Origin of the sequence: Sorangium sp. So ce128 (genome assembly GCF_051525245.1) — a bacterium.
GTDB lineage: Bacteria > Myxococcota_A > Polyangia > Polyangiales > Polyangiaceae > Sorangium > Sorangium cellulosum_B.
Genome location: NZ_CP150313.1, coordinates 5,685,195 through 5,703,606 on the forward strand (window position 1 = coordinate 5,685,195; position 18,412 = coordinate 5,703,606).

The following is an 18,412-nucleotide window of genomic DNA, read 5'->3' on the forward strand; positions in this document are numbered from 1 at the left end:
CCGCCGAGGGCCAGCGCTAGCGCGCCGGCGGGGCGACGGTGAGCGTCAGGACGTCGTCCTCGCCCGCCTCGATCCCGGCGCGCGCCACGAGGCGGGCGCCTTCGCACTCGAGGTGGAGCACGACGGGCGCCACCGCCTGGCGGCCGCACGACGGATCGCCCGAGACGCGCGCCGCGAAGGCGCTGCGCGCGAGCTCGACCGCCAGGGCGATGCCTCCGATGCGGCCCATCGCGTCGTCCGGGGCGACCTCGCGCGCCGAGCGCGCCTCCTCGAGGCGCGTGAAGAGCGCAGGCCCGCGGATCGCGACCTCGATCGGGCGGCCCGCCGCGTCCTCGAGGACGGCGACCTCGATCTCCGCCTGCCGGGGCGCGCTCTCGCCCTCGGCCGTCACGACGAACCAGAGCGGGATCCGCTTCGCGCAGACCGCTGCGCCCGGGCCGGCGCGCTCGTCGGCGGGCGCGCAGCGGGGAGGCGGCAGCGCCAGGCTGAACGGGACGATCACCTCCGCCGGCGCCTCTGCGAGGGGCCGCCCCCACGCCCGCCTGTCCAGGAACCGGCGCAGCCACGCGGTGACCTCCTCGCCGACCCGCGCGCGATCCGCGCGCTGCGTCGCGAGCTGCGCCTCCGTCTCCTGAGCGGCGCGCGAGAGGACGTCGCCGGCGCTGCGCTCTCGGACGAGCTCGCGCAGCCGGTGGGTCGCCTCGTCGCGGAACGCGCCCCTGGGCAACGTCGCGAGGTACGCGGTGAGGCCCGCGGCCGTCCTGCGCTTCGCTGCGTAATAGATCGGCTCGGCCCGCGTGAGGTACGCGCGCACCTCGCCGGCGAAGGCCCCGCGCGGATGGCGCTCCAGGTAGGCCGACGCCGCCGAGAGCCGCCCCTCGAGGGTCCTCGACACGCGCGTCGCCCGGTACGCCGCGTAGTCGTCGTAGCTCGCCAGGAGCGCCGGCTTCGAGGCGCACCCGGACAGGACCGCGACGAGCGCCGCGAACGAGAAGTTCCGAGCGGAAGTCGCAAGGCGTCGGCGGGAAGCGACTGCGCCACGCCCGCTCATGGCGCCTCTTCCAGTGGGCAAAAATTGCACTCGGTCGGGGTCGACGCGCCCTCGTCGGCCATGTGGCCGCGGTACTCGTCGCAGCTCGCGAACTTGAGCTTGTGCAGGCACACCTCGCCGTCGTGGACCAGCGGATAGCAGCCGGCCGGGAGCTCCGGCGCAGCCTCGAAGGCGCAGGCGGCGTCGCAGGCGCGCGTGCGCAGGCCGCACTCGTCGCACCGGGCGCAGTCGATCTGCGCCTTCAGGGCGAAGAACTTGTAGGGGTCGAGCTCCTCCGGCGCCTGCCCGCAGCTGCCGATGTCGCCGACCACCGGCGCGATGCCCACGAAGAGCAGCAGCGCCGCCACGCCGGCGATCTCCTTCGCCCGGGGGCGCCCGCCACGACGCTCGCGCTCCGGCAAGCTCATGGCAGGAGCTCGTGATCGATCATGAGCCCGAGCTGCGCCGAGACGACGGGGTAGACGGTGTACGCCGCGTCGTACGTCGCGGCGCCATAGAAGAGATCCCCGACGATCTCGCCCGAGAGCGCGACGCCCGCGAGCAGGGAATACCCGAGCCCCAGGGCGAGCTCGCCTCCGACGTTCACGTCGGGCTCGATCAGGATCGCCGCCCCGAGCCGCCCGTACCCGAGCACACGCGAGCGGCCGCGGTAAGCGACGAAGTAGCTCGGCGTGAGCGACTCCTGCGGGACGCCGCCGACGGCGACCGAGAAGCGCAGCGCCCCGCCGTGCTGAACGCCGTCGGCCGGCCCCAGCGCGAGCGCGACCCCGAGATCGAGGTACCCCGCGGTGAGCGAGAACGACTCCGCCGTCTCGCCGAGCTGCGTCTGCAGGCGGTAGGGGTTGTTGAACCGGATCCCCTTCCCCATCGCGACGGTCGACACGACCCGCCCCGCCGTCCCCGGTGGCCGCGCGAGCGCGCGGTACGCATCGAGCTCGGCGCCGCCGCGATCCTCGCCGGGCAGCGGCGCCGCAGCCCCCTCGGCGCCGCGGTCTGCGGCGGGCTGGGCCGCGGCGGCGCGCCCCGAGGATGCCCCGAGCAGAACCGCCACCAGCGCGAGCCCGGTCCGGAGTTCCAGCATGGCCACGAGCCTTCTACCCCGAGGCAGCGCCCGCTGGCACGCTCAATTGCGTCCCGGCCGCGCGCCGCGCGAGCCTCTCCGCGGCATCGCCGCCCGGCGACGGCGGCGACGGCGCCGCGCGCCTCCGGCACGGCGCTCGCCTCCGCTGCGTATCCGCCCGCTTCACCTGCGGACCGGACCCTGCATGGTGAGACCACCGTGAGCAATTCAAGCACCCGAGGCAGGCAAGGCACCGCCGCACAGCCGTCGGCGCTGCGCGCGCCGCGCGCCAGCGCGACGCGGCGTCGAGAACGAGAAGATCCCAGCGAACCGGGAAGGCCGCTCAAGCCGGCCCATGAAGCCGCGATGTGGGCCGGCGCGGGCGAGCTGGACGAGCCGTTCGTCGACATGCTCGACGCCGCGGCGGCGCCGCCGCTGCGGGGCAAGGTGAACCCGCGCAGCGAGATCAGCGACGTGATCCCGACGCTCGACGACGAGGTCCGCGGCTACCACCACCACCCGAACGACGCCGGCAGCACCGAGTTCGAGGTGAACCCCGACGCCGCCGACGCCGCCGCCGATCTGGCGAGCGACCTCGGAGCGGAGTTCCTGGAAGGCGCGACGAGGGGCCAGGACGTCAGCGACGTCGTGATGTCGCACGACGACGACGACGGCGATCTGCCCTATCTCCTGGAAGACGAGGACGTCGAGTCCGTAGAGCCGGACGCCGAAGCAGAGGACGAGCAGCCGGTGACCCAGCGGATGCGGCGGCACGCGGGCTGACAGGCAGCGCGCGCCGCGTGTGACGGCGCGAGGTCGCGGCGCGCCGTCACGCACGGCGCGCGACGAGGTCTGGCCCGGTCACGCCTGACCGAGCACGGGCAGCTCCGCCACCACCTCTCCGTCGATGCGGATGAAGGCCAGCAGGCCTTCGTCCTCGTAGGCCAGCACATCGAGCACGATCCGCTCGCACAGCGGCAGCACGTACAGCGCTCCGTCGTCCGCCATCACCGTCATGGATCGCACAGGTGCGCTCGCCGTGGGCAGCGTCTCTGTGGTCCGTCGTCGCGCATCCATGTCGCTTGAGCTCCCAGGCTTGAATCGAGCTCCGGCCACCGCCGGCGCCGCGAGGCTAGAGGGCCTGCCCGTCATCTCACCAAGCGCCTTCCATGCCACGACGTTGGCGCAGCAGCGCCGGAGCCCGCGGCGTTCCACGGCGACATATGGCTTTCGCCCTGGCCCGCGCCGCTGCGTCGCTGCGGCTCAGCCGCAAGCGGCGCCGCTCCCCGCCCGCAGCGGAGCGCGGCGCGCCCGGAGCACCGCAACACCTCGATTTCGAGCCGTCTCCGGCCTCGCGGACGGCCGAGGCACGCAGGCGTTCAGCCCGCACGCGCGCGGTCATCGCGGTCTTCGCGCCGTTCCGGCGTCCGGCGCCGATGCCGCGGACAGGACCTTTCGCGCGAGCTTGGAAACGCCGATATCCAGCGCGCCCGGATCGAGCCACGCCGCCTTCTCGTAGGGGGAGGCAAGCTTTGCCCGGAAGCGCCAGGGGGCCGCCACCTCGGCGCGCGCCACCGTCACGTCGAGGCGCCGGTGCGTGAGGATGTGGCGCACGCGGCCGACCTCGCGGAGCGCCGCGTCACGCGCGACGCCCACGAGCTCCAGGAGCGCGCGGGCGTCCGCGAGCGAGCGCGCCTCGACCATGGGCGGCTCCCAGAGCCCGCCGAAGAGACCTCCCTCGGCGCGCCGGACGAAGAGCACGCGATCGCCTGACCGCACCACGGCGGCGACCATCGCGACCGCCGGGACGTCGCGTTTCGGGGCGATCACCGGCAGCTCCGCCTGCCGCCCCGTGGCGCGCGCGACGCACGCGCCGTCGACGGGGCAGGCATCGCAGCGGGGATTCCGGGGCGTGCACACGGTGGCGCCGAGCTCCATCAAGGCCTGGTTGAAGCGTCCGGGATGGACGCTGTCCGCCGAGCCCCGCACGAGGCGTTCGGCCGTGGACCAGAGCTTGCGCGTGCCCGAGGCGCTGCGGATGTCGTCGTCGATGCCCTCGATGCGGGAGAGCACCCGGGCGACGTTGCCGTCGACGAGCGGCACCGGCTGATCGTACGCGATGCTCGCGATCGCGCCCGCGGTGTACGCGCCGACGCCGGGCAGGGCGAGCAGCGCGGAGACGTCGCGAGGGAGCGCGCCGTCGTGGCGCGCGGTCACCTCGCGCGCGGCGAGGTGGAGCACGCGGGCGCGGCGGTAGTAACCGAGGCCGCTCCAGAGCGAGAGCACGTCGTCGATCTCGGCGGAGGCCAGGGCGAAGACCGTCGGGTAGCGGGCGAGGAAGCGCTCGTAGTACGGGATCACCGTCTCGACGCGGGTCTGCTGGAGCATCACCTCGCTCAGCCAGATCGCGTAGGGGTCGCGCGTCCTCCGCCACGGCAGGTCGCGCGCGACGCGGCCGAACCAGGCCTCGAGGGCGGCCGCGATCTCCCGGTCGCGCTCGCCCGGGTCCGGCGCTGCGGGCGGAGGGGCGCCAGCGCCCTGCTCACCGGACGAGGCGCGGCGGCGCGGGGAGCGCTGCCGCGCCTGATCATCCTCGCCCGCGCTCGCACGGCTGCGCGCGGGTTGCTGGTCTGCGCTCGCACGGCTGCGCGCGGGTTGCTGGTCTGCGCTCGCACGGCTGCGCGCGGGCGGCCGGGACGTCGTGCTCACGCGCGAAAGGCCCTGCCTCTGCGCTGTCCACGCGGATCACCGAGGTCGCACGGATCGCTGAGGTTGCGCGGCTGCCGCTCGCGGTGCTCAGAAAACGCTTCCATCGCGCGGGACTCTAGCGCAAGAGCCGACCGCGGTGTCGTCCCGGCGCCCCTGCCCACCCCAGCTGCTCCCTCGGGCAGCGCGCCTCTGCGCCGCGCTGCTCCTCGGGCTCGTCGCGCCTGGGTGCCGCGACGAGCCGCGCCCCTGGGAGGGCAAGCCAGGCCCCGCGGTCGTGCTCTCGGCAGCGCCGCCGCACCCAGCCGCGACGATCGGGACCGGCGGGCTCGCGGACGTCGACGCGGGACAGGGCGATGGCGACGCCGGAGGGCGCACGGATCTCGATCTGCCGGTCCTCCCGGTGCGCGTCGGCGGTCCCTGGGTACGCTGCTATGGGAACTTCAGGATCAGCGGTGATCCGCTGAAGGACGTGACGCGCCTGTCGCTGCTCTGCGGCCCGGAGAACGGCATGCGCCGGATCTCGCCGAAGCCTATCGAAGGGCAGGTGGCCGAAGGCGGCGCGATCGTCACGGAGAAGCTGCAGGCGGTCCGGGGCGCATGTTACCGGGTGTTCGCCGTCGGCGGACCGGGGGTCCTCAACCTGGACGTCGCCGTGCGGAGCAGCCGCGGGGCGATGATCGCCAGCGACGGCACCGAGGACGCATGGCCGATCGTCCAGCCGGATCGGCCCTTCTGCCCGCTCGAGGACGACAACGCCACCGTGGAGATCAGCGCCCGCCGCGGCAGTGGCCGGTTCGCAGCGGAGGTCTGGATGCTGAAATCCTACAAACGAGCGCGCCAAGGCGACGCCGGCACGGAAGCGGAAGCAGAAGCGGGAGAGGACGAGACGTACGAAATGAACAACGAGACGGACGCCTACGAGGAGCTCTGAGCTGGCACCGCCTCGACCATCGCCCGATCCACGGACATCGCGGGCGCCACGGTTTCCGTCCGGGTCACTGCAGTGTCCGCTGCCGAGAGATCGAAGGCAGAGCTCTCTCGTCTGCCGGACGCGCGCGAAAGGCTCCCCATCGTCATCAAAATCCGGCAGATCCATGGACCATGGCGCGACGCCGGCACCCTGCACGCACCCCTGCATTGACGTGGCCGCCCCGTCCCGCTAGGGGAGCCCGAGCCATGGCCGACGACACCGAGCCGCTCCGCGAGGACGAAGGGGACAAGGTGGAAGGCGAAGGCGAGAAGAAACGCCTCTTCGAGCGCGCTATCCCGGAGATCTTCAAGCGCGTGGTCGAGCGGGCCGTCGAGAGCGGCATCGACAAGCTCAGCGAGGGGCCCGAGAACCTCCGACACTTCGTGGGCGACCTCAAGCTGCCCAAAGAGGTCCTCCACTACCTCTATACCCAGATCGACGAGACCAAGAACGGTCTCTACCGGGTCGTCGCGAAGGAGATCCGGGATGTGCTCGAGCACACCCAGTTCGCGGACGAGATCACGAAGGTGCTGACGAAGCTCTCCTTCGAGATCAAGACCGAGATCCGCTTCATTCCCAACGAAGCGGCCAAGAGAGACGACAGCCAGGACGAGCCGAGGACCGGGTTGCCGAAGCCGGAGGTCACCGCTCAGGTGAACGTCAAAGACCGAAGCAAAGAGACCGGGCGAGACCGGCGCCGTGAGGAGAAGTGACGACGAAAAAGCTTAGGACGGGCGGAGAAGTCGACGCCTGGTGCACCAAGTGCCGCCTCGATCTTACCCATCGGATCATCGCGATGGTCGGCGACGTGGTGAAGAAGGTCGAGTGCAAGACATGCATGTCGCACCACCTCTACCGCCAGCCGAAGAGCGAGCGGGAGAACCGCGCGGCGGCGCGCGCCACCGCTCGGAGCAGCAGCGAGCCGCGGGCGGCGTCGAGCTCGCCGCGCGGCGGCACGGAGCGCCTCACGGCCGCCCAGCGCGCCGAGCGCGATCAGACGCTCGCGTGGGAGCGCGCCATCGCGGGGAAGCCGTCCGGGGCTTTCAAGCCGTACCGCGTCACGCTGACCTTCGGCGAGGGCGAGCTGATCCACCACAGCAAGTTCGGCGACGGCGTGGTCGCGAAGGTCATCGATCGGGGCAAGATCGAGATCCTGTTCAAGGATGGCCCTCGGACGATGGCGCACGGGCAGCCGTAACGAGCGCCGCCGCGCTCGCTCGAAGCCCGAAACTTGGGGCTGCCCGCGCGATCGGGTAGCCTCGGTATCGCCTTGGACAACCCTTCGCCCCCTTCTGCGAGCGGGTCCCTGCGCGGGCGGCGATCCCGCGCTCGCTTGCCCGAGCGCGCGCTGCGTTGCGTGGCGATCTGCGCGATCGCCGTCGAGGCGCTCTGGTACGGCATCCACGAGGTCCGCGGCTTCGGCCCGGCCCTCGCCGACGGCGTACGCGCCGTGGTCGGCCCTGCGCCTGTCGCGTGGGCCGAGGACGTGGCCTACGGCGTCGCCGATCGGCTGAACCGGACCATCCACCGCCACGCGGCCCCGAAGACCTTCTGGGAGCCCCCGCCCGCCGCCGCGGAGGCCGTGAAGAGCGCCGAGGGCCCGGAGGCGGAGACGGTCACGTCGCCCGCCTCGTTCCAGCCGCCCTTCCCCGAGGTCGCGGCCACGGGTGACGGCGTCTGGACGCCGATCGCCGACAGCGCCGCCCGGCCCGGCGAGGCGCAGGTGCTCTGGAAGAGCGTCGTGCACCCCGACCCGAAGCGCGTGTTCGCGGCCATCGCCGTGGTGGCGATCGATCTCGGGCGCGTCGACCTCCGGCTGGTCGCGGGCACGAAGGAGCCGTTCTCGCCGGACATCCCGGCAGAGCGGCGCCCTGGCCTCGTGCCAGGAGGCCACGCCGCGGAGCTCGTCGCCGCCTTCAACGGGGGCTTCAAGGCGATGCACGGCCACTACGGGATGATGCTCGACGGCGACACGTTCCTGCCGCCGCGCGACAGGGCGTGCACGATCGCGCTCTACCGCAGCGGCGCGGTGCGGATCCGAACCTGGCCCGAGCTGCGCGACGGCGAGGCCCGCATGGCCGCGTACCGGCAGACGCCGCCTTGCCTGGTCGAGCAGGGCGAGCTCCACCATGCGCTGTACGACTCGAACCGGGACTGGGGCGCGACGGTGAGCGGCGAGACGGTGATCCGGCGCTCGGCGCTCGGCGTCGACGCGACGGGCAAGCTGCTCTTCTACGGGCTCGGCGAGGCCGTCACGGCCCGCAGCCTCGCCCGCGGGATGAAGGCCGCGGGCGCGCACGACGTGGCGGAGCTCGACGTCAACCACGCCTACCCGCGCTTCCTCCTGTACGCTCGCGGCGCGGACGGCGCGGGTCCGCGCGCCAGCTCGGCGCTGATCCCGGACGTGCAGTTCAAGCCCGAGGAGTACGTCGCGGAGCCGGCGCAGCGCGACTTCTTCTACCTGCGACGCCGTCGGCCGTCGGCGCCGCTCGGGATCGCCGATCCGGCGCCCGAAAGCGACGTCCTCGAGCGCGGCGGGCGGTGACCACCGGCCCTCGCCGCGCCCGGAAGAGCGCGCGTTCCTAGCGGCGATCGAGCAGGTCGCGCAGGCGCTGCGCGAGGGTCTCGGGGGTGAACGGCTTCTGCAGCAGCGCGAGCTCGCGATCGGGCTCGGCGCCCGCGAGGACGTCCTCGGCGTAGCCGGAGATGTACAGCACGCGGGCGCGCGGGTGGATCGCGACGGCGCGCTCGGCGAGCTCGCGGCCGTTCATGCCCGGCATCACGAGATCGGTGAGCAGGAGATCCACCGCGTCTTCCCCCTCCCGCGCGAGCATCGCCAGCGCCTCCTCACCGCTCGCGGCCGAGAGCACGCCGTAGCCGCGCCGCTCGAGCACATCGACGATGAGCTTGCGGACGGCGTCGTCGTCCTCGACGACGAGCACCGTCTCGTCGCCGCCCACGGGGGACGGCCGCGCGCGAGCGGGCGCCACCTCGGCGCGCTCCTCGACGCGCGGGAGGTAGACGCGGAACGTCGTGCCGCGCCCGAGCTCGCTCTCGACCTCGATGAGCCCGCCGCTCTGGCTCACGATCCCGTACACCGTGGCGAGGCCCAGCCCCGTGCCCTTGCCTCGCGCCTTCGTCGTGAAGAACGGCTCGAACAGGTGCGAGAGCGTGTCGTGATCCATCCCATTGCCGCTGTCGGTCACCGAGAGCACGACGTAGGGGGGGCCTCCAGCGGCGGGCGCGTCGTCGTCGTCCCGCTCCGCTGGCGCGAAGGACCTCGCCGCTGGGCTCTCGCCAGGCTCGCCCAGGGAGGTCTCGACGACGAGCTTGCCGCCCCTCGGCATCGCGTCGCGCGCGTTCACGACGAGGTTCAGGACGACCTGCTCCAGCTGGCTCTTGTCGACCTTGATCGAGCCGAGATCCCGGCCGACGTTCGTCTGCAGGTCGATGTCCTCGCCGATGAGGCGCTGCAGCATCGTCTGCATGTCGAGCACCACCGCGTTGATGTCGAGCACCTCGCGCTGCAGCGCCTTGCGGCGGCTCATCGCGAGGAGCTGCCGCGTGAGCGCCGCGGCGCGCTCCCCGGCCTTCGTGACCTGGAGGGCGTCGCGCCGCAGCGCGCTGTCGGGCCCGAGGCGGCGGATGAGGAGCTCGCCGTAGCCGAGCATCACCATGAGCATGTTGTTGAAGTCATGCGCGATGCCGCCGGCCAGCCGGCCGAGCGCCTCCATCTTCTGCGACTCGCGCGAGCGCTCCTCGCGCTGCCGGAGCGCCTCCTCGGTGCGCCGCCGCTCGGTGATGTCGCGGACGAGGACGAGGACGTGCCCCTCGAGGAACGGCATCACCCGCGCCTCGACGTGCCGCTCTCCGCCGGCGCTCGCGACGGCGTGCTCGAGCGCGACCACGGCGCCCGCCTCGTGAGCCTCCTGGCTCGCGCGCTCGAGCCGCTCCCCGAGCTCCAGGGGGAGCACCTCCGTCATGCGCTTGCCCGACAGCGCCTCTGCCGCGACGTGGAGCTCGGAGAGCCGCGGCTGGTTGTAGTCGACGATCTGCAGCTCGGCGTCGAGGCGGAAGCAGAGATCGGGGATGGCGTGAAATAGCGCGCGGAGCTCGCCCGCGGCGCGCGCGCCCTCCCGCTCGGCGCGCCACCGCTCGATGCTCTGCCCGATCTGGCTGCCCACGGACGCAAGGACGCGGAGCAGCTGCTCGTCGCCGCGGTGCGGGGCGCGGCTCCTCAGCTCGATCACCCCGGCGACGCGGGGGCCGCACGGGATCGGGACGGCGCACGCCGCGCGCTCCCAGCCCGGCGCGCGCGCGGCATGCTCGTCGACGTCGTCGACGTCGACGACGCCGCCCACGCTGGCGCGGAACACCGGCGCGCCGCGCTGGAAGGCCTCGCCGACGAGATCGGACTCGGCGGCGAGGGTCGGCCCCTGGCGGAGCACCTCCGCGAGCGCCTCGCGATCGCCGTGCGCCGCAGACCGGGCCTCGACGCAGCGGAGCGCGCTCGCTCTCGCCGCGGACCGCGGCTCGTCGCCCGCGGCGCTCGGCTCCGGCTCCGCGAGCCAGAGCGCGGCGACGTCCCAGCCGAGGTGGTCGATCAGCGCGGCGAGCACGCGCGGAGCAGCCTCCGCGAGCGAGGCCGCCTCGCACAGCGCGCTCGTCGTCGCGAGGTGCGCGGCCAGCCGGGCCTCGGCCTGATGGACCTCGGCCAGGCCGCCTGGCGCTGCACCGGCGTGGACCTGTCCCTCGGGATCGAGATCGTCGTGTGGCACGTGAAGCCGCGGAGCCCCCATGCGCTCAGCCGCCGGTCTTCTCTGCGGCGCCGCTCTCGAGGTGGACCGTCCAGCAGACGGCGCCGGAGGCCGGCTCACCGCCGGGCGGCCCCACGCTGATCTCCGCGCGGGCCGGCCCGACGGCCCGGACATAGAGCCGCTGTCCGACGGCGCCGCGCCCGAGCGCGCAGACCGCGCGGCGCACGCGCGGATCGTCCGCCGCGACCTCCCCCTCGTCGTCGGCGGCCATGAACAGGAGCTCGACCTCGGGCTTCAAGCAAGCGCCGACCTCCCGCCAGACGTCGTAGTCGACGGACGGATCCAGGACGTCGGCGAGCTGCCCGTGGCGGGCGCGCCCGACGCGGTAGCGGAACGCGTCGCGCTTCTCCGCGCGGAGCGTGGCCCCGATCCGATCGAACCGGAGCGACAGCGCGCCGAGCGCGGCCGCCATCTTCACGGTGGGCGCGCCCAGGTTGGCCTTGTCCGGCTCCTTGAAGCGGTGCACCTGCACGCCCGCCGGCAGCACGCCGGCGAGCAGCTCCGCGAAGCGCTGGTTCATCCCGAGGCGCCCGCCGAGCAGGATCCTGAGCCCCTGGTAAGGATCCGGCTCGCGCCCGATCTTCGCCACCGCGCCCTCGAGGTGCCGGCGGACCACCTCGACCCCGTCCCGGAACCACGCGTCGATCGCGCCGCCCAGCTCGCCGCGATCGATCGAGAGCGGCACGACGACCGGCTCCCCGTCGAGCCCGACCAGCGAGAGCCGATCCGCGACCGGCGCGCTCGGCCCCCCCTCGAGGAGAGGCCGCAGCAGCTCCTTGAGCGCCCACGCATTGGCGCGCCCATCGGGGGACGGAGCGAGCAGATCTTCCGCGCCGTCGATCGGCTCCTCCTCGGGCGGGCGCTCGAAGGGGATCCGGCGATCGCGCATCGCGGCCTGGCTGGACGAGTACACCCTGTAGGCGATCCGGTGGAGGAGCCGCTCGCCCCCGAGCCAGGGGATCGCCGTGGGCTCGAGGTACTCGACCATCCGCTCCAGCCCCTGGGCGGCCTCGTGCGCCTTCGCGCTCCGCAGGATGCCGAAGGCGAGCCCCGCCTCGCTGGCCCCGGCGTCGATGACGCAGAACGGGACGCCGCCGTCCCGCGGCTGGATCCCGAACATGCGGAACGCCTGGACCGCATAGGCGATCGCGGACGGCCCCCCGTCGACGACCTGCAGGCCGTCGAGGTCGTGGTACTCGCAGAGGCCCGCGGGCAGGCTCCGGAACATGCCGCGGCGGAAGGCGACGAGCACGCTCTCGCGGCGCTCGGGCGACCAGCCCGTCGGCATCGTGATCGCGTAGCGCGTGGAGAGCCCCCGCGAGCGCTGGTTCAGGTGCAGGCCGACGTAGTACGCGTAGAGCTCCAGCGGATCGAACGGGTCGTGCGCGCCGATCCCTTCCTCGTCGATGATGGGCGGCGCCGGCTTCTTCAGCGCCTCCGTCGTGTCGGGGTCGCTCCTGCCCCGGAGGCGGAACGGCTCGCCGCGCTCGGTCCGCTCGCGCAGGAGCGGGAGGGCCGGCAGGGAGGCCGCGGCGCGCTCGTGGACGTCGGCGCCCGGCCGGAGGCGCGTGTCGCGCGCTGCGTGCCCGACGAGCACGTCGCCCCAGCGCGTCATGGGCAGGATCACCCGATCGCGCCAGGCCTTCGTCGTCCGGGCCAGCGCCTCGAACGCCACCTCGCTCGGGTTCTCGTTGTCGGCAGACACCCGGAGCGGCGCGTCGGCGCCGATCCGGACGAACTCGGCGCCCCCGCGCTCGCCCCGGACGGCGACGACCGTCGACGCCGCGCCGACGTCCACGGCGACCCAGTCGGAGCGCACGTCGAGCCGCGGATCGCGCCGCTTCACCTCGGGCGGGATCGGGTCCTTGTCGGTCTTTCCAGTGCGGCGGTGCAGCCCGACCACGCGGCCCTGTCGTAGGATGGCGATGGACGTCGCGCCGAGGAAGCGCGCGCCGGTCCAGAAGCCCTGCGCGGGATCGACCAGCGTCGTCCCCTTCACCGGATCGAGGTTCGCCACGACCTTCGGGAAGAAGTCCGCGATGTGCTCCGACGAGGCCACCCCGTCGTAGCGCTCGACCTTGATCGGCGGCGAGTAGTAGTTCTGGAGCCCTTCACCGTAGATGCGCGGACTGACCTGGATCAGCTTCAGATAGGGGATCGGGCAAGCCTGCTCGTCCAGGCGGAACTCCTGGTAGAGCGCGGTCGGGGCGATCGTGTTCTCCATCTCGGGCGCGATGCGAGGCACGCTCGCGCTCATCTCGGTGCCGAAGTACATGAACTTCGTGCCGGCGCCCCCGGTGAAGGCGGCAATCCTGACCTCGTTGAACGTCGCCTGCCCGACGATGAGCGGCGGTAACGCGATCACGTAATCGAGCACCAGCGTCGTGAGCCAAGGTTGGTCGAAGAGGCGCGATTCCCAGCGCATGACGAGCGTCGGGAACGCGCGGCCCTCGAGGGAGACGATCTTCTCCGCCTCGCGAACCAGCGCACCATCGACGGACAGCTCGTAAACCGGCATACGTGGGCGACATTATCACGAAGATCCCCTGCGCCGGCCCGGGGATCGCGGGAGCGGGGCGTTCGTTGTCCGGCGCTCAGGCGCTCAGGCGCTCAGGCGCTCAGGCGCTCAGGCGCTCGGGCGGCCGCGCGCCCACGCCATCGATCCTCGTGTGGGGCGTCCACGCCGCACGGCGGCGGGTGAAGGCGACGCCCGTCGTCGCCCTGCGAGGGCGTAGGCCGGCCTCGGGCGACCGTGCTAGCCTGGCGGCGTGATTTGCTTCTCCGGACCGGGAACGCTGTCATGAATCCGTTGGTCGGCGAGATCATCGACGGCAAGTACCGGATCGTCCGGCTGCTCGGCCAGGGGGGCATGGGCGCGGTCTTCGAGGGCGAGAACGTGCGCATCCGGCGCCGCGTCGCCATCAAGCTGCTGCACGCGAACATCTCGAGCCAGGCCGAGTCCGTCGCGCGCTTCGAGCGCGAAGCCCAGGCCGCGGCGCGCATCGGCTCCGATCACATCTGCGAGGTGCTCGACCTCGGCGTGCTGCCGGACGGCACGCGGTACATGGTCATGGAGTACCTCGAGGGAGAGACCCTCGGGGCCAAGATCGAGCGGATGGGGCGGCTCGGGCCCGAGGTCACCGTACCGATCATGGTGCAGGTGCTCGAGGCGCTCGGCGCCGCGCACGCCGCGGGGATCATCCACCGCGATCTCAAGCCCGACAACATCTTCGTCATCCCGTCGAAGGCCGGCCTCAGCAACTTCGTGAAGGTGCTCGATTTCGGCGTCTCGAAGTTCTCGCCGCTCGCCGGCGCGGAGATGAGCATGACGCGCACGGGCGCGGTGGTCGGGACGCCGTACTACATGTCGCCCGAGCAGGCGCGCGGCTCCAGCCCCGTGGATCAGCGGACCGACATCTACGCCATGGGCGTTCTGCTCTTTCAGGCGACGACCGGTCAGGTGCCGTTCGATGCGGCGACCTTCAACGAGCTGCTCTTCAAGATCGTGCTCGAGCCGGCCCCCCTGCCCCAGCAGCTCGTGCCCGACCTCGACGCCGAGTTCTCCGGCATCATCCAGAAGGCGATGGCGCGCGAGCCGGGGGGCCGCTTCCAGAGCTGCGCGGAGTTCAAGAACGCGCTCCTCGCCTGGGCCGCAGCGCGGCCCAGCCTGGCCTTGCTGACCACGGGACGGACGTCCTTCCCCCGGCTGTCGCTGCCGTCCCAGCCCGAGACGGCCACCCCTCCGCCCACCCGCACCGAGCCGCCGTGGGGTGGCCAGAATGGGCCGGCCGTGCCCGGCATGGGCCAGACGCCGCAGCTGACGGCGAACTCGTGGGGCGCCTCGTCAGGGGTCACGGGCCGCTCGACGCGCCCGCCGTCCAGGATGCCGCTCCTCGCCGCGATCGCCGGGGCGGCCAGCTTGTTCGGCGCGGGCGTCGCCGTCTGGCTCGCCTTCGGACACAGCGGGACGACGGGCGCGGCGACCGCGGATCCGAGCGCGGTCAGCGCGACCGCCATCCCGGCGCCCTCGCCCCCTCCGCCCGCACCGCCGACCGCCCCGCCGTCCGAGCCGATCGTCACCGCGAGCGCCACGGCCGCAGGGCCCGCTCCGCCCGTCACCGCCGAGCCCGTCGCGGCGCCGACGGCCTCCTCGGCCCAGGTGAAGCCGCTCCCGCCGCGCCCACAGCCTCCTCAGACGAAGCCGCTGCCCGTCACGAAGCCGCCGCAGACGACGCCGTCGACGAAGCCGAGCACGTCGCCCCAGAAGCCGCAAAAGCCGGGGGTACCGGGCGACTTCGGCTACTGACACCGGCGCCACGCAGAGCGCTCGGATCAGAACGCGCCGCGCACCCCGAGCCCGGTCGGCGTTACGTAGGGGGCGATCCAGGCGGAGCTCGAGGGCTCCGGCTTGGACGTCAGCTCCAGTACGAGCAGCGTCACGCCGCCGGCGAGCAGCACGCCGCCCCCGACGAGACCGACCACACCGATCGTCTGCTGTGACGCAGCATCGGCGTCGAGCGATTTGATCTGGGCCTGGATCGCCGGGCCGCACTCCGCGCCGGCAATGCTCTGCGATTCGCACCCACGCGCGGCGCTGAGGTCGTTCGCTTCTTTCTGCGTCCCGCTGCTCTTGGCCAGGAACACCGAGCCCACCACGACACCGCCGAGCCCGAGCGCCGTGGCCGCGATGCCTCCACCCAGCACCACCGCGTTCGTCTTTCGCTCCGGGGTGCCAGGCGGGGCGACAGGGGGGACCTCGGTCTGCCCACCGCCCCAGGTGCCCTGCCCTTCGACCGAGCCTCCCGGCGGGGGGACCACGGCCGGGCCTTCCGGGACCGGGATCTTCAGCTCCTTCCGCTCGCCGTCGCCGATGGTCACCCCCTGCTCGATCGGCGCGAGGCCCGGCGGAACCACGACGACCACGTGATTCCCCGGATCGATCGGGCGATGCACGCCGAGCAGCGCGTCCGCGACCGGCTGGCCGTCCAGCTTCACGCCGATCTTCCGGCCGGCGGAGCCCTCCAGCGCGATGCGCAGCGACGCGATCCTGGGCTCGATCCCGGCGAGCTCCTCCCTCGCGTCCTGCTGCGCCCTCTTGAAGGGAGACGGCGCGGTGGGCGGGAGCTCCTCACGGACGATCCTCAGGTAGGTCTCCTTCGCAGCGACGAGGCGACCGAGGCGCACCTGTGCGCGCGCCATCAGCAGAAGGTGCGTCGGAGCGTGCACGAGCGCCTCGGCGCGACCCAACAGATCGATCGCCTCCTCGAAGCGGCCGGACGTGAACGCTTCGGCGCCCTGCGTGGCCAGCGACCGGGCCGCTGCTCTGTCCTGGTCCGACTGCGCAAGTACCTCGCCTGTCGGGAGCAGCAGGAACAGCGCCGCAGCGAACGGAACGCATCGTCTCAAGAGCACTCAGGCCTCCTCGCGCGCCACGCTATCACACGCCGTCGACAACGGAACAAATCAGCCCTCGCGGCGCCGCTGCCCGGGCGGAGGCGGGGTTTTCCCGGGCGAAATGCGCGCGGCGCGCGGGCCGCTCGGAGCCGCGCCGCGAGCGCCGGCGCAGGGCGCCCGCGGCGCGGCCGCGCCCGACGCTCCGTGTCGCGGCCGCTGTGAACCGTCCGCACAGCGCGATGGCACCCATTCTGCTGCGTGGAACGCGCCATGGATTGCCTCCGCGCCTCCGCGCCCCTCGACGCGGGACTCCCGTCCTCGGAGCGATTCCTCAGGGGACGCCTTCTCGGGGGGCGGTACCTCGTCGAGCAGATGATCGGCGCCGGCGCGATGGGGCGCGTCTACCGCGCGCGGCACCTCGGGCTCGGGCGCGCGTGCGCGGTGAAGGTCATCCACGAGCGCGTCGCCGCGCCGCGCGTGGGCCGAAGAGCGAGCCACCGCGTCTGCACGACGCGCGTCGCCGCGTCGCCGCGCGCAGATGGCGCCGTCCACCGAGGATCGAGCGGCGTGAGCGAGAGGTCGCGCTCCGACGAGCGGTCGCGCTCCGGCGGCGTCCGCGCCGGAGACGCGGTGCTGAGGTTCCATGTCGAAGCGCTGGCGGCGAGCCGGCTCGATCACCCGAACATCGTGCGCGTCCTCGACTTCGGCTGCGAGCCGGTGAGTCTACACGGCGCGCTCGGCGCGAGCGCTGACGGACACGAGGCGACCCCGCCCAGCCTGTGGTACCTGGTCACCGAGCACCTCGACGGCGAGGACCTCATCGATCTCCTGAACGCCGCGCCGATCCTGCCCCCGGAGCGCATCGTCTCGATCATGCGCCAGCTGTGCTCCGCGCTGCAGCACGCGCACGACGCGGGCGTCATCCACCGGGACGTCAAGCCCGAGAACATCCGCCTGGTGCCCCGCATCGACGACGACGGGGCGCCGTTCGAGCAGGTGAAGCTCCTCGACTTCGGGACGGCGAAGCTGCTCCACGACGACCGGTCCGGCGCGTTCGGCGGCTCGCCCCTGCTCCCCGCGCCCGACGAGGACGGCGGCAGGCTCGTCATCGGAACCCCCGCCTACATGAGCCCGGAGCAAGCCGCAGGGCAGCGTGTCGACGCGCGGAGCGACGTCTACGCGTGCGGCGTGCTGCTCTTCGAGATGGCGACGGGGCGGCTCCCCTTCGAGCGCCCGACGCCCGTCGCGCTCGCCGCCGCGCACGTCGAGTCCCCGCCACCCCGACCGAGCGCGCTCCATCCGGCGTTCGATCCGGATCTGGAGGCGCTGATCCTCCAGTGCCTGCGCAAAAATCCAGAGGATCGCCCGCAGAGCGCGCGCGCGCTGCGCGAGGCGCTCGGGCACATCGCGCTTCGCCGGGCGCGCTCCGCCTCCGACGAGCACGCCGCGCTCAGCCGCTCTCCGCGCCCCTCGGAGAGCGCGCGCCCAGCGACGGCGTCCTCGTCGCGCTGGAGGTCCTCCGCGGAGGACGCCGCCGCGGCGCGCTCCGCGGGAGCCTCGACATGGGTGGGCTATCGCTCGCCGTCTCTGCCGGAGAGCGCGCACCTCGATCGGCCCTGCTCTCCGCCGACCACGCGGCGAGACGACTCGTCCGCTCCGACGTGGGTCGGCCATCGCTCCACGCCTTGTCCCCCGGCTGCGCTCGTCGAGGCGGCCTCACCCCCGGCGCCGGATGGCGCGCCGCCGGCGGACGCAGTACCCCCGCCCGCCGAGGCGTCGCCTCCCGCGCACGCTCCGGCCAGCGCCCAGCGCAGTCCGGCGCTCGAGCCCCTCTTCTTGCTTCGAGCGCACCGATCCAGCGGATCGCGGAGCCTGGTCGCGCTGCGCCGACGCCGGCGCGGGCGTCTCGCTCCGGTCGTGATCGGCACCGTCGCTGCCACGGTGCTCGGCGGATCGCTGTGCCTGCTCTTCAACGCTGCAAGCGCCGCGCTCGCCACGCTCACCTCGCCATCCCCAGAGCGCGACGGCGAGGCGCCCCCCACCGCCGAGGGGCGCGCATGGCCGGCGCGCGCCCCGGAGCCGGACCCCACGTGCCCTGCGAGACCGCCACGGTGAACGCCCCAGCCGGGCCGCACGCCGGATCCGCGGCGCTGCTCGTGTGCGCGCGTTGCGGGCGCGGGTACGCAGCGGGACACGGCGAGCCAACGGGCCCGGGCGACGCGCCAGCGCCTGTCCACGCGACGCCCGGATCGAGCTCGGTGCGATCGAGGAACGACAACAAGCAGACCGACGGCGAGGGCTGAGGCGCGCGCGGTGCGAACGAAGCGCGCACCCCGCGCCCCGAGCGCGCCGAGCGCGCCACGATCCTCGATCTCGCGCGCGCCGCTGCGCGCCGATGTACAGCCGATGCC

The 18,412-nt window shown here is 73.2% G+C and carries 15 protein-coding genes; 7 read left to right on the forward strand and 8 right to left on the reverse strand.

The annotated features are described in order from the left end of the window. Window positions 1-16 precede the first annotated feature (16 nt). The 3 genes from WME82_RS21675 to WME82_RS21685 are packed head-to-tail and all read right to left on the reverse strand — an operon-like array spanning window position 17 to window position 2,132. Window positions 17-1,051 (reverse strand): hypothetical protein, encoded by a 1,035-nt coding sequence (locus WME82_RS21675; protein WP_438044342.1) that lies wholly within the window; start codon window positions 1,049-1,051, stop codon window positions 17-19. Then, a complete protein-coding gene (locus tag WME82_RS21680; protein ID WP_437300945.1) occupies window positions 1,048-1,458 on the reverse strand; it encodes a hypothetical protein in 411 nt (136 codons plus the stop codon). Before WME82_RS21680 ends, WME82_RS21675 begins: the two co-directional genes overlap by 4 nt. Then, window positions 1,455-2,132: a hypothetical protein gene (locus WME82_RS21685; RefSeq protein WP_438044343.1), complete on the reverse strand. Its 678-nt coding sequence runs from the start codon at window positions 2,130-2,132 to the stop codon at window positions 1,455-1,457. Before WME82_RS21685 ends, WME82_RS21680 begins: the two co-directional genes overlap by 4 nt. Window positions 2,133-2,477: 345 nt before the next feature. On the opposite strand from WME82_RS21685, the gene WME82_RS21690 reads away from it, so the two are divergent. After that, entirely contained in the window at window positions 2,478-2,894 is a 417-nt protein-coding gene (locus tag WME82_RS21690) for a hypothetical protein (protein ID WP_437747381.1), read from the forward strand. 78 nt (window positions 2,895-2,972) lie between these two features. Here WME82_RS21690 and WME82_RS21695 read toward each other — a convergent pair whose 3' ends face one another. After that, entirely contained in the window at window positions 2,973-3,128 is a 156-nt protein-coding gene (locus tag WME82_RS21695; protein WP_020736650.1) for a hypothetical protein, read from the reverse strand. Window positions 3,129-3,509: 381 nt separating this feature from the next. Next, the gene (mutY, locus tag WME82_RS21700) at window positions 3,510-4,820 is read right to left on the reverse strand and encodes an A/G-specific adenine glycosylase (RefSeq protein ID WP_438044344.1); all 1,311 of its coding nucleotides are present in this window, start codon (window positions 4,818-4,820) and stop codon (window positions 3,510-3,512) included. A gap of 136 nt (window positions 4,821-4,956) precedes the next feature. Here mutY and WME82_RS21705 point away from each other — a divergent pair, with 136 nt between their 5' ends. From WME82_RS21705 to WME82_RS21720, 4 genes are all read left to right on the forward strand, one after another. Beyond that, window positions 4,957-5,751 carry a hypothetical protein gene (locus tag WME82_RS21705; RefSeq protein WP_437873277.1) on the forward strand — a complete coding sequence of 265 codons (795 nt, stop codon included), beginning with the start codon at window positions 4,957-4,959 and terminating at the stop codon, window positions 5,749-5,751. A gap of 245 nt (window positions 5,752-5,996) precedes the next feature. Further along, a complete protein-coding gene (locus WME82_RS21710) occupies window positions 5,997-6,503 on the forward strand; it encodes a hypothetical protein (RefSeq protein WP_012236567.1) in 507 nt (168 codons plus the stop codon). Continuing rightward, the gene (locus tag WME82_RS21715) at window positions 6,500-6,988 is read left to right on the forward strand and encodes a hypothetical protein (protein WP_438044345.1); all 489 of its coding nucleotides are present in this window, start codon (window positions 6,500-6,502) and stop codon (window positions 6,986-6,988) included. Before WME82_RS21710 ends, WME82_RS21715 begins: the two co-directional genes overlap by 4 nt. A gap of 159 nt (window positions 6,989-7,147) precedes the next feature. Further along, the gene (locus tag WME82_RS21720; protein ID WP_438044346.1) at window positions 7,148-8,335 is read left to right on the forward strand and encodes a phosphodiester glycosidase family protein; all 1,188 of its coding nucleotides are present in this window, start codon (window positions 7,148-7,150) and stop codon (window positions 8,333-8,335) included. 37 nt (window positions 8,336-8,372) lie between these two features. Here WME82_RS21720 and WME82_RS21725 read toward each other — a convergent pair whose 3' ends face one another. Further along, entirely contained in the window at window positions 8,373-10,568 is a 2,196-nt protein-coding gene (locus WME82_RS21725; protein WP_438044347.1) for an ATP-binding protein, read from the reverse strand. Window positions 10,569-10,593: 25 nt separating this feature from the next. Continuing rightward, a complete protein-coding gene (locus tag WME82_RS21730) occupies window positions 10,594-13,125 on the reverse strand; it encodes a hypothetical protein (RefSeq protein ID WP_438044348.1) in 2,532 nt (843 codons plus the stop codon). A gap of 282 nt (window positions 13,126-13,407) precedes the next feature. Between WME82_RS21730 and WME82_RS21735 the strand changes: the two genes are divergently transcribed. Beyond that, window positions 13,408-14,913: a protein kinase domain-containing protein gene (locus WME82_RS21735; RefSeq protein WP_438044349.1), complete on the forward strand. Its 1,506-nt coding sequence runs from the start codon at window positions 13,408-13,410 to the stop codon at window positions 14,911-14,913. 26 nt (window positions 14,914-14,939) lie between these two features. On the opposite strand, the gene WME82_RS21740 is transcribed toward WME82_RS21735, so the two are convergent. Then, window positions 14,940-16,019, reverse strand: coding sequence for a tetratricopeptide repeat protein (locus WME82_RS21740; protein WP_438044350.1), 1,080 nt, complete (start codon window positions 16,017-16,019; stop codon window positions 14,940-14,942). Between the two features lie 252 nt (window positions 16,020-16,271). Between WME82_RS21740 and WME82_RS21745 the strand changes: the two genes are divergently transcribed. Continuing rightward, window positions 16,272-18,116, forward strand: coding sequence for a serine/threonine-protein kinase (locus WME82_RS21745; protein ID WP_438044351.1), 1,845 nt, complete (start codon window positions 16,272-16,274; stop codon window positions 18,114-18,116). The last annotated feature ends 296 nt before the right edge of the window (window positions 18,117-18,412 follow it).